The sequence below is a fragment of the Pseudomonas sp. G166 genome, assembly GCF_037027455.2.
Taxonomy (GTDB): domain Bacteria; phylum Pseudomonadota; class Gammaproteobacteria; order Pseudomonadales; family Pseudomonadaceae; genus Aquipseudomonas.
This window is the reverse complement of the sequence record NZ_CP146985.1, coordinates 1,053,501-1,065,270: the sequence shown is the minus strand read 5'-3', so window position 1 is coordinate 1,065,270 and position 11,770 is coordinate 1,053,501. Positions and strand designations below refer to the sequence as shown.

The 11,770-nt window shown below is 61.1% G+C and carries 9 protein-coding genes; 3 read left to right on the top strand and 6 right to left on the bottom strand.

Annotation, left to right across the window (positions count from 1 at the left end; translation table 11 throughout):
- Nucleotides 1–30: 30 nt before the first annotated feature.
- The 3 genes from cysN to SGN16_RS04585 form a co-directional block, all read right to left on the bottom strand.
- Nucleotides 31–1,929: a sulfate adenylyltransferase subunit CysN gene (gene cysN / locus SGN16_RS04595; protein WP_135843723.1), complete on the bottom strand. Its 1,899-nt coding sequence runs from the start codon at nucleotides 1,927–1,929 to the stop codon at nucleotides 31–33.
- Nucleotides 1,930–1,938: 9 nt separating this feature from the next.
- Complete coding sequence (gene cysD, locus SGN16_RS04590) at nucleotides 1,939–2,856, bottom strand: sulfate adenylyltransferase subunit CysD (protein WP_092329398.1); 918 nt, start codon at nucleotides 2,854–2,856, stop codon at nucleotides 1,939–1,941.
- Nucleotides 2,857–3,109: 253 nt separating this feature from the next.
- The gene (locus SGN16_RS04585) at nucleotides 3,110–3,868 is read right to left on the bottom strand and encodes a Nif3-like dinuclear metal center hexameric protein (protein WP_335945646.1); all 759 of its coding nucleotides are present in this window, start codon (nucleotides 3,866–3,868) and stop codon (nucleotides 3,110–3,112) included.
- A 104-nt stretch (nucleotides 3,869–3,972) separates the two neighbouring features.
- Here SGN16_RS04585 and algW point away from each other — a divergent pair, with 104 nt between their 5' ends.
- From algW to SGN16_RS04570, 3 genes are all read left to right on the top strand, one after another.
- The gene (gene algW / locus SGN16_RS04580; protein ID WP_210642870.1) at nucleotides 3,973–5,133 is read left to right on the top strand and encodes a Do family serine endopeptidase AlgW; all 1,161 of its coding nucleotides are present in this window, start codon (nucleotides 3,973–3,975) and stop codon (nucleotides 5,131–5,133) included.
- A 317-nt stretch (nucleotides 5,134–5,450) separates the two neighbouring features.
- Nucleotides 5,451–7,553 carry a TonB-dependent receptor gene (locus SGN16_RS04575; protein WP_335945647.1) on the top strand — a complete coding sequence of 701 codons (2,103 nt, stop codon included), beginning with the start codon at nucleotides 5,451–5,453 and terminating at the stop codon, nucleotides 7,551–7,553.
- Between the two features lie 13 nt (nucleotides 7,554–7,566).
- A complete protein-coding gene (locus SGN16_RS04570) occupies nucleotides 7,567–8,286 on the top strand; it encodes a DUF4198 domain-containing protein (RefSeq protein ID WP_210642868.1) in 720 nt (239 codons plus the stop codon).
- A gap of 251 nt (nucleotides 8,287–8,537) precedes the next feature.
- On the opposite strand, the gene hisC is transcribed toward SGN16_RS04570, so the two are convergent.
- From hisC to hisG, 3 genes are all read right to left on the bottom strand, one after another.
- Complete coding sequence (gene hisC / locus SGN16_RS04565) at nucleotides 8,538–9,590, bottom strand: histidinol-phosphate transaminase (RefSeq protein ID WP_335945648.1); 1,053 nt, start codon at nucleotides 9,588–9,590, stop codon at nucleotides 8,538–8,540.
- Nucleotides 9,587–10,930, bottom strand: a complete 1,344-nt coding sequence (hisD, locus tag SGN16_RS04560) for a histidinol dehydrogenase (protein WP_210642866.1) — start codon at nucleotides 10,928–10,930, stop codon at nucleotides 9,587–9,589. Before hisD ends, hisC begins: the two co-directional genes overlap by 4 nt.
- Nucleotides 10,931–11,053: 123 nt before the next feature.
- Nucleotides 11,054–11,689, bottom strand: a complete 636-nt coding sequence (gene hisG / locus SGN16_RS04555) for an ATP phosphoribosyltransferase (RefSeq protein ID WP_210642865.1) — start codon at nucleotides 11,687–11,689, stop codon at nucleotides 11,054–11,056.
- Nucleotides 11,690–11,770: the final 81 nt, after the last annotated feature.

Genomic DNA, 11,770 nt, shown 5'->3' with positions numbered 1-11,770 from the left:
TCTGCGGGCTTTCAGTTACAGCGGCGTTACTTAGATCGCCCCACGCTTGCGCAGCAGATCCAGCACTTGCTTGACGCTCTCTTCCAGCGTCAGCGACTGGGTGTCGATCACCAGGTCGGCATCCAGCGGCACGTCGTACGGGAAGGATTCGCCTGGAATGTTGTCGCCAGCAGCGGCATACAGCCCTTGCGGATCACGCTGGGCACACACCGTCGGCGAGGCCTGGACGTAGACCGTCAACAGACGCTCCCGACCGATCAGGTCCTTGGCCTGCTCACGTCCTTCGGCATTCGGCGCAACGAACGCGGCGAGGGTCAGCAGGCCGGCTTCGTTGAACTGACGGGCAACGTGGGCCGCACGGCGCCAGTTCTCGGTACGCCCGGCACGGTCCTGCGGCAGGCCTTTGTTCAAGTCATGGCGCAGGTTCTGGCCATCGAGGACGAAGACCGCACGGCCCATGTCGAACAACTTGCGTTCCACCGCATAGGCCAGCGTGCTTTTGCCCGCGCCCGACAGGCCACTGAACAGCACCGTGGCCGGTTGCTGGCCGAAGCGCTGGGCGCGTTCTTCTACCGACACATGGGCCAGTTTTCCGTGGTGCGTGCTGCTGCCATGGGCCAACGGCTGGGCCACGATCATGCCGGCGCCGACCGTACCGTTGGTCAGCCGATCGATGATGATGAACGCGCCAGTGGTGCGGTTGCTCTCGTAACCGTCCAGGGCGATCGGTGCATCGAGGGCGATCTTCACCTTGCCGATTTCGTTGAGCTGCAACGCGCTGGCAGGACCTTCTTCCAGGGTGTTCACATCGACCTTGTTGACGATGCTGGCAATCGAGCCCGGCACATAGCTGGTGGCGCGCTTGATGTCGTATTTCTTGCCCGGCAGCATCGGCTCTTCGGCCATCCACACCAGCATCGCTTCGAAGCTGTCGGTCACCGGCGGCACGTTGTCGGCATGCACCAGCAAGTCGCCACGGGAGATGTCGATTTCGTCTTCCATGGTCAGCGTCACCGCTTGGCCAGGGCCGGCGTGCTCCAGCTCGCCTTCGAAGGTGACGATGGATTTCACGCGGCTGCTCTTGCCCGACGGCAACACCACCACTTCGTCGCCCTTGTGCACGATGCCGCTGGCGAGGGTGCCGGCGAAACCGCGGAAGTTCAGGTTCGGACGGTTGACGTACTGCACCGGGAAGCGCAGGTCGGTGAAGTTACGGTCGCCCGCCACTTCCACGGTCTCGAGGATTTCCATCAGCGACTGGCCGGTGTACCACGGCGAGCGCTCGGACTTGTTCACCACGTTGTCGCCCTTGAGGGCAGACATCGGCACGAAGTGCATGCTGGTGGGCTTCATCTTCAAGCCTTCGGCGAACTTCAGGTAGTCGGCCTTGATCGACTCGAACACGCCCTGGTCGAAGTCCTTGAGGTCCATCTTGTTGATGGCCACGACGATGTGCTTGATGCCCAGCAACGAGGCAATGAAGCTGTGGCGACGGGTCTGGGTCTGCACGCCGTAGCGGGCATCTACCAGGATGATCGCCAGGTCACAGGTGGACGCACCGGTGGCCATGTTGCGGGTGTACTGCTCATGGCCGGGCGTATCGGCAATGATGAATTTGCGCTTGGCGGTGGAGAAGTAGCGGTACGCAACATCGATGGTGATGCCTTGCTCGCGCTCGGCCTGCAGGCCATCGACCAGCAACGCCAGGTCGATGTCGTCACCGGTGGTGCCGACTTTTTTCGAATCGCGGGTGATAGCTTCCAAGTGATCTTCATAGATCATCTTGGAGTCGTGCAGCAGGCGCCCGATCAGGGTGCTCTTGCCGTCGTCGACGTTACCGCAGGTCAGGAAACGCAGCAGCTCTTTGCGCTCGTGCTGGCCCAGGTAGGCGAGGATGTCCTCGCTGATCAAATCAGATTGGTGCGACATGACAACCCCTTAGAAATAACCCTGACGTTTCTTATCTTCCATCGAGCCTGCGCCATCGTGGTCGATGACCCGGCCCTGGCGCTCGGAAGTTCGCGTCAGGAGCATTTCCTGAATGATGTCCGTCAGGCTTTCAGCCTCGGACTCCACCGCGCCCGTCAACGGGTAGCAGCCAAGGGTACGGAAACGCACTTTCTTTTTGACGATGCGAGCTTTTTCTTCGTCGGACAGGTGCTCGAGGATGCGCTCGTCGTCGATCATGATCAGCGTGCCGTTTTTCTCGATCACTTCACGCTCGGCGGCGAAGTACAGCGGCACGATCGGGATGCCTTCGAGGTAGATGTACTGCCAGATGTCCAGCTCGGTCCAGTTCGACAGCGGGAACACGCGAATCGACTCGCCTTTGTTGACCTTGCCGTTGTAGACGTTCCACAGCTCCGGGCGCTGGTTCTTCGGGTCCCAGCGGTGCTTGCTGTCGCGGAACGAGTACACGCGCTCCTTGGCACGGGACTTTTCTTCATCGCGACGGGCACCGCCGAACGCAGCGTCGAAACCATATTTGTCCAAGGCCTGCTTGAGGCCTTCGGTCTTCATGATGTCGGTGTGCTTGGCACTGCCGTGGGTGAACGGGTTGATGCCCTGGGCCACGCCATCCGGGTTAACGTGAGTGATCAGGTCCAGGCCCAGCTCCTCGACCATGCGGTCGCGGAATTTGTACATTTCCTGGAATTTCCAGCGGGTGTCGACGTGCATCACCGGAAACGGCAGCTTGCCGGGGAAGAACGCCTTGCGTGCCAGGTGCAGCATCACGGCGGAGTCTTTACCGATGGAGTACAGCATCACCGGGTTATCGAACTCGGCGGCCACCTCGCGGATGATGTGGATGCTTTCCGCCTCCAGCTGTTTCAGATGCGTCAGTTTGTCGACCATGGCTACTCACGAAAACTTTCTTATGAACGGCCAGCGGGCCGTGTTCGAGCGGGGAATCCTAGCACAGCGACCTCTTCTAATCAGGGCGCCAACTAGATCGAAACAGCATATGGATATGCCTGGTGGTTCGGGCGTTGCAACAGACTTTTGTGGGAGCGAGCTTGCTCGCGATAGCAGTGTATCAGTCGGCATTGAAGTTGACTGACCCTCCGCTATCGCGAGCAAGCTCGCTCCCACAGGGGATTACACGTGATCAAATGGGATTCGGGCAATCGATAAAGATGTGTTCCAAAGCAAAGCGTCGCGCCAGGTACTCGCCCAGCGCCTGCACACCATAGCGTTCGGTCGCATGGTGCCCGGCGGCGATGAAGCTGATGCCGTTTTCCCGGGCGCTGTGGAAGGTCTGCTCCGACGCCTCGCCGCTGAGGTACAGGTCAACCCCGGCCAGCACCGCCTGATCGATATAACCCTGGCCACCGCCGGTGCACCAGCCGACCCGGCGGATCATCTGCTCGCCTTCGATCAACAACGGCTCGCGGCCCATGACCTCCTGGACCTTGCGGGCGAAATCCCGGGGCGTCATCGGTTCGGACAGGGAACCGACCAGGCCGACGACCTTGGGATTTTCCGGATCCAGCGGCCCCTCGACGGTGATGTCCAACTGACGGGCCAATTGCACGTTGTTACCTACCTCAGCGTGCAAATCCAGCGGCAAGTGATACGCCAGCAGGCTGATGTCATGCTTGAGTAACGTTTTCAGGCGACGCTGCTTCATGCCCGTGACACAGGGGTTCTCGCCTTTCCAGAAGTAGCCGTGATGCACCAGGATCAGGTCGGCACCGGCCTCCACGGCGGCATCGAGCAACGCCTGGCTGGCGGTGACGCCGCTGACGATGCGCGTCACCTGGGGCGCGCCTTCGACCTGCAGGCCATTGGGGCAATAATCTGCAATCCGGCTGCTTGCCAGGTAGCGGTCCGCTTCTTCGACCAGGGTGTTCAGGGCTACGGCCATGAAAAGACTCCTAAATATCCCGTTCAGAGGCACGCGCGGCCTCGTATAATGCGCGTCATTATGGGCGGTCTCATACCGCCTGCAACCTTTGTAGGACGTGCTTAATGCTCAAGGCGCTGCGTTTTTCCGGCTGGCCGCTGTTGGCTGGCGTGCTTGTCGCTCTACTGATTATCCAGCGCTACCCGGAATGGGTCGGCCTGCCGAGCCTGGACGTCAACCTGCAGCAGGCGCCGCAAACCAAGGCGGTGCAACAGGGGCCGGTGTCCTATGCCGACGCCGTGACCACCGCAGCACCGGCGGTGGTCAACCTGTACACCACCAAAGTCATCAACAAACCCAGCCACCCGCTGTTCGAAGATCCGCAATTCCGGCGTTTCTTCGGCGACAACTCGCCCAAGCAGAAACGCATGGAGTCGAGCCTGGGTTCGGGCGTGATCATGAGCCCCGAAGGTTATTTGTTGACCAACAACCACGTCACCGCCGGTGCCGACCAGATCGTGGTCGCCCTCAAGGATGGCCGTGAAACCCTGGCCCGCGTGATCGGCAGCGACCCGGAAACCGACCTCGCGGTGCTGAAGATCGACCTCAAGAACCTGCCGGCCATCACCATCGGCCGCTCCGACAGTATCCGCATCGGCGACGTCGCCCTGGCCATCGGCAACCCGTTCGGCGTCGGCCAGACCGTGACCATGGGCATCATCAGCGCCACCGGGCGCAACCAGCTGGGCCTGAACAACTACGAAGACTTCATCCAGACCGATGCCGCGATCAACCCTGGCAACTCCGGCGGTGCGCTGGTGGATGCCAACGGCAACCTCACCGGGATCAACACGGCGATCTTCTCCAAGTCCGGTGGCAGCCAGGGCATCGGTTTCGCCATTCCAGTGAAACTGGCCATGGAAGTGATGAAGTCCATCATTGAGCACGGTCAGGTGATTCGTGGCTGGTTGGGCATTGAGGTCCAGCCGCTGACCCAGGAACTGGCCGAATCCTTCGGCTTGTCCGGGCGGCCCGGGATCGTCGTAGCGGGGATTTTCCGCGACGGCCCGGCGCAGAAGGCCGGCCTGCAACTGGGTGACGTGATCCTGAGCATCGACGGCGAACCGGCCGGCGATGGCCGCCGCTCGATGAACCAGGTGGCGCGGATCAAGCCCACCGACAAAGTCACCATCCAGGTGATGCGCAATGGCAAGGAGCTCAAGCTCACCGCTGAAATCGGCCTGCGCCCACCGCCAGCACCGGTGGCGGTCAAGGAAGAACAGTAACTGCGGCTACTTCTTGGGCGGCCTTGCGCCCGTCTTTGATCGTTCCCACGCTCTGCGTGGGAATGCATCCCGTGACGCTCTGCGTCACCTTTCAGAAGCGGAACGCGGAGCGCCCCTGGCGACATTCCCACGCAGGAGCGTGGGAACGATCGATTTCCAGCCTTAAAAATCACAGGGTTGTGATTTGTTCCATGAGCGCTTGCTCCCCTCGCCACAAAAACAGCGCCTGGCTCTACTTTTTCTGCAAATCAGAAATAGCATAAATTCTCATTAGTAGTGTTATATTGTTTCAAATATAAGATTTGGAACAACATAACATGTCATCTCTGAAACGGATGTCACTCGCCAGCCTGGCCCTCGGCCTGCTGGGCGATCCCGTCTACGCCGAAGAATCCCAACCACTGGAGCTGGACGCCATCAGCGTCACGTCCGAGTACGAATCGCCCACCGGCCCCGTAATGGGCTACCGCGCTATCCGCTCGGCCAGCGCCACCAAAACCGACACCGCCCTGCGCGATATCCCGCAATCGATCAGCGTGATTCCCGCCAGCGTCCTCAAGGACCTGGGCAGCACCAACGTCGAACGGGCGCTGGAATACGCCGGTGGCGTGTCGAAACAAAACAACTTCGGCGGCCTGACGCTCTACGAATACAGCGTGCGCGGCTTCACGACTTCGGAGTTCTACAAGGACGGTTTCAGTGCCAACCGCGGCTATCCGAGCACGCCGGACGCGGCCAACATCGAACGCATTGAAGTGCTGAAGGGGCCGGCCGCCAGCCTGTATGGACGCGGCGATCCGGGCGGCACGGTGAACATTGTCACCAAGAAACCCCAGCCCGAAGCCTTCACCACCCTGCAAACCAGCGCCGGCAGCTGGGATCGCTACCGCACCGCGCTGGACGTCAACACGCCACTGGACACCGAAGGCAACCTGTTGTCGCGGGTCAACCTGGCGGTCGAGGACAATCACAGCTTTCGCGATCACGTCGACAGCAAGCGCTTATTCGTAGCCCCGTCCATCAGTTGGCAACTGAGCCCTGACACGCGTCTGTTGGTGGAAAGCGAAATCGTGCGCCACAGCTCGACGTTCGACCGCGGCATCGTCGCACCGAACAACCGCTGGAGCGGCGTTTCCCGCTCGACCTTTTTGGGCGAACCCAACGACGGCGACATCGACAATCACAACAACATGCTCCAGGCGGCCCTCGAACATCAGCTCGACGATACCTGGCAACTGCGCCTGGCCAGCCATTACAAGCAGGGCGAACTCTGGGGCTTCGCTTCCGAGGCGCGCCCACTGAACGCCGACGGCCACACGGTGAACCGCCGTTACCGCGAGCGCGACAACAATTGGCACGACAGCATCACCCAACTGGAGTTGCGTGGGCTGTTTGACCTCGGCCCCTGGCAGCATGAGTTGTTGATCGGCACTGAATACGAGGATTACCGCAAGAACGAGCGCGTGACCACCATCGCCGGCGCTTATCCCATCGATATCTATCAGCCGGTCTACGGCCAGCCGAAACCCAACGGCACGCGCTCCGGCACAGACTTTTTCGAGCGTGTGCAAAGCCGTGCCCTGAACCTCCAGGACCAGATCGTCTTCACCGACAAACTGCGGGGGATGATCGGCGTGCGTTATGAGCATTTCGAGCAGAGCATCGACGACCACACCACGCCGCTCACCAGCCGCCAGCGTCATGACGCCGTCACACAACGGGCCGGCCTGCTGTATCAACTGACACCCACGCTCGGACTGTTCGCCAACGCCTCCACCTCGTTCAAGCCCAACAACGGCTTGGATGCCGGCGGTAAATCCTTCGACCCGGAAGAAGGCGTCGGCTATGAAGTCGGAATCAAAAGCGAGCTGTTCGACGATCGCTTGAGTACCACCCTGGCAGCGTTCCATATCGAGAAGGAAAACGTCCTGGCGCTGGACCCGGCCACCAATACCAACCGCGCCATGGGCAAGGCACGCAGCCAGGGTTTCGATTGGCAAGTGACTGGGCAACTGACCGACGCCATTCGGGTGATCGGCGCCTTCGCCTACATCAACGCAGAAGTGACCGAGGGTGACGAAACCATTCCCACAGGCAGCCGGATCCTCGGCGTCGCCAAGCACAGCGGCAGCCTGCTCGGCGTCTACGAATTCCAGGACGGACACCTGCGCGGCTCGGATGTCGGCGCGGCGTTCACGTATGTCGGAGATCGCTCGGGCGAAGCCGGCAAGGATTTCGAACTGCCGGCCTACCACACCGTGGATCTGCTGGCCCATTACAAGGCCAGCGACAACGTCACCGTAGGCCTGAACCTGAACAACGTCCTCGACGAAAAATACTACGAGCGCTCCTACAGCAACTACTGGGTTGCCCCCGGCGAGCCGCGCAACTTTACCGTCAGCCTCACCCTCGATCTGTAAAAGGAAAATCTGCATGAAATACCCCAAGACCTTCGCCCTGCTTGGCCTGCTCCTGGCCACACAAGCTTCGGCCCATGGCCTGTGGACCGAACAACGGCGCGGCAACATCGAAGTGATCTACGGCCACGGTGCCGAGGACAATGCGTTCAAGGCGCAGAAAATCAATGGCGCCTGGGCCTATGACTTAGACGGCAAAATGATCCCGGTGACCGTGGAGCGCCTGCCCGACCACGCACGCCTGCACCCCCTCAAGCCGCCGGCAGTCATGGCGGTGGCATTGGACAACGGCATGTGGTCGCAGACCGCCGACAAAAAGTGGATCAACGAAGGCCGCAGCAAGGTGCCCGGCGCGATTGAATCGACCCATACCTTCAAATACAGCCTGGCGATCTATGAGCCGGGGGCGAAGCTGCCGAAACTCGATCAGGTCAAGTTCCTGATCCTGCCGGAAGTCGACCCACTGACCATAGGCCCAGGCCAATCATTGCCGGTACGGGTGCTGCTCGACGGTAAACCGGCGGCTGGGGTGAAGTTGGTGGGCGACTACCGCAGCGCGCCGAACACCGTGTCGACTGAAACCGACGCTGAAGGGCGGGCCAAGGTGCTGGTACGTAATGAGGGTTTGAATGTAATTGCCGCACAGATGGAAATGGCGCTCAAGGACAATAAGGACGTGGCGACGCGGGGGGTGTTTACTTCGCTGACATTCCTGGGTGAGCCGCATCACGAGTAAGGCACAAAACCTGTGGGAGCGAGCTTGCTCGCGATTGCGGTGGATCAGCCAGCACTGAAGTCGACTGAAAGTATGCCATCGCGAGCAAGCTCGCTCCCACAAGGGATTTGCGGTGAAACGCCAATCTCGTGAACGCCCCAAAACAAATGTGGGAGCGGGCTTGCTCGCGAAGACGTCAGATCAGCCAACATAAAAGTGACTGACACTTCGCTTTCGCGAGCAAGCCCGCGCCCACAGGTTCAGCGGTGGTTTCAGAGCTCGCCGAGGGCTTCGATCAGCGCCTGGTTCTGCTCCGGCGTGCCAATACTGATTCGCAGGAACTGGGCGATCCGCTCCTGCTTGAAGTGCCGCACGATGACTCCTTGCTCGCGCAATTTGGCCGCCAACCCTGCCGCATCGTGCCGGGGGTGGAGGGCGAAGATGAAGTTGGCGGCCGAGGGCAGCACTTCGAAGCCCTTGGCCTGCAACTGCGCCACGACCCATTCACGGTGCTCGATGACCAACCGGCAGGTCCGGTCGAAGTGCTCGCGGTCGTCGAACGCAGCGGCACCGCCGACATTCGCCAGGCGATCCAGCGGGTAGGAGTTGAAGCTGTTCTTGATCCGCTCCAGCGCTTCGATCAGGTCCGGGTGCCCCACCGCCAGGCCCACCCGCAGCCCCGCCAGTGAGCGGGACTTGGACAACGTCTGGGTCACCAGCAGGTTCGGATAACGGTCCACCAGGCTGATGGCTGTCTCGCCGCCGAAGTCGATATAGGCTTCATCGACCACCACCACCGAATCCGGGTTGGCCTTGAGTATCTGCTCCACCGCCTCCAGCGCCAGCAGGCAGCCGGTGGGGGCGTTCGGGTTGGGGAAGATGATCCCGCCGTTCGGCTTGGCGTAGTCCGCCGGGTCGATCCGGAACTGCGCGTCCAACGGCACCGCATCGAACTCAATGCCGTACAGCCCGCAATACACCGGATAAAAGCTGTAGCTGATGTCCGGGAACAGCAACGGCTGGTCGTGTTGCAACAAGCCGTGAAAAATGTGCGCCAACACTTCATCCGAACCGTTGCCCAGGAACACCTGGTTGTTCTGCACGCCGTAATAGCGGGCCACGGCGTTTTTCAGCAGGTCGCTGTTGGGGTCCGGGTACAGGCGCAGGTTGTCATTCAGCTCGGTCTGCATCGCCGCCAACGCCTTGGGCGATGGCCCGTAGGGGTTCTCGTTGGTATTGAGCTTGACCAGGCGGGTCAACTTCGGCTGTTCACCTGGCACGTAGGGCACCAGGTTCTTGACGAACGGGCTCCAGAATTTACTCATTTCAATTTCCCCTGCTCGTCAATGAAGCGCTCATCAAGAATGCGGTATTCGGCGCTGCGAGCGTGGGCGCTCAGCGATTCGCCACGGGCCAGCACCGAAGCGGTCTTGCCCAGTTCGGACGCGCCCTGCTCGGAGCAGAAGATGATCGACGAACGTTTCTGGAAGTCATACACCCCCAGCGGCGACGAGAAACGCGCGGTGCCGGACGTCGGCAACACGTGATTCGGGCCGGCACAGTAGTCGCCCAAGGCTTCGCTGGTGTGGCGGCCCATGAAGATCGCACCGGCGTGGCGGATCTGCGGCAACCAGGCCTGTGGGTCGGCAACCGACAGTTCCAAGTGTTCCGGCGCAATGCGGTTGGCAACCTCGATGGCCTGCTCCATGTTCTCGACCTTGATCAACGCACCACGGCCGTTGATCGAGGTGTTGATGATCTCGGCGCGATCCATGGTCGGCAGCAGCTTATCGATGCTGGCGGCCACCTTGTCGAGGAACTCGGCGTCCGGGCTGACCAGGATCGCCTGGGCATCTTCGTCGTGCTCGGCCTGGGAAAACAGGTCCATGGCGATCCAGTCCGGATCGGTCTGCCCGTCACACACCACAAGGATTTCCGACGGGCCGGCAATCATGTCGATGCCTACCTGGCCGAACACGTGGCGCTTGGCGGTGGCGACATAGATGTTGCCCGGCCCGACCACTTTGTCGACCCTCGGCACGCTCTCGGTGCCATAGGCCAGCGCGGCAACGGCCTGGGCGCCGCCGATGGTGAACACCCGGTCCACACCAGCGATGCAGGCGGCGGCCAGCACCAGTTCGTTGATTTCACCGCGCGGAGTCGGAACGACCATGACCACTTCGGTCACGCCAGCGACCTTGGCCGGGATCGCGTTCATCAGCACCGAGGACGGATAGGACGCCTTGCCACCTGGCACGTACAAGCCGGCGCGATCCAGCGGCGTGACCTTCTGGCCCAGCACCGTGCCGTCGGCTTCGGTGTAGCTCCAGGAGTCCTGTTTCTGTCTTTCGTGATAGTCGCGTACCCGCGATGCGGCTTTTTCCAGGGCTTCGCGTTGGGCTACGGTGATCCGGGTCAGAGCCAGTTCCAGGCGCTCGCGCGGCAGGATCAGGTCGGCCATGGACGCCACTTGCAGGCCGTCGAATTTCTGGGTGAACTCCACCAATGCTTCATCGCCACGCTCGCGCACGGCCTTGATGATGTCCAGCACCCGCTGATTGACCGAGTCGTCAGACACACTTTCCCAGCTCAGCAGATGATCCAGATGATGTGCAAAATCCGGGTCGGCAGCGTTGAGTCGGCGAATCGAAGTGGGAGCGGTCATAGCGAGGGCCTCATTAATGGCAAATGCTCAGGCGCCCTAAGCTACCAGTCCATTCGCGTGGGCACCTGAGAAAATTGGCTATGACACGGATAGACGGGCGCGACTCAAGGTCGCGCAGGTGAATCAGCCGCGGTGTCGCGATTCCACTGCCTTGCGCAGGGTATCGATCAGAGCCTGGATACGGGCGTGCTGCATTTTCATCGATGCCTTGTTGACGATCAGCCGGGAGGTGATGTCGGCGATGAAGTCCTGGGGTTCCAGGCCATTGGCCCGCAGGGTGTTGCCGGTGTCGACCACGTCGATGATCTTGTCTGCCAGGCCGATCAGCGGCGCCAGCTCCATCGAACCGTACAACTTGATGATATCGACCTGACGACCCTGCTCGGCGTAATAACGCTTGGCAATGTTGACGAACTTGGTCGCCACGCGCAAACGGCCCTTGGGCTCTGGCGCGCCGACTTTACCGGCGGTCATCAGCTTGCAGCGGGCGATTTTCAGGTCCAGGGGCTCGTACAGGCCCTGGCCGCCGTATTCCATCAGCACGTCTTTACCGGCAACGCCCAGGTCGGCGGCACCATGTTCCACGTAAGTCGGCACATCGGTGGCACGCACGATCAACAAGCGCACATCGGCCTGGGTCGTGGGGATGATCAGCTTGCGGCTCTTGTCCGGATTCTCGGTCGGCACGATGCCCGCTTCAGCCAGAAGCGGCAGGGTGTCGTCAAGGATGCGGCCCTTGGACAGTGCGATGGTCAACATGGGAAACGTCAGTCCTTATCAAGGTACTCATGCCCGGTCGCAAACGGCGCCGGACACACATCGAGGGTGCAAACACCCTCG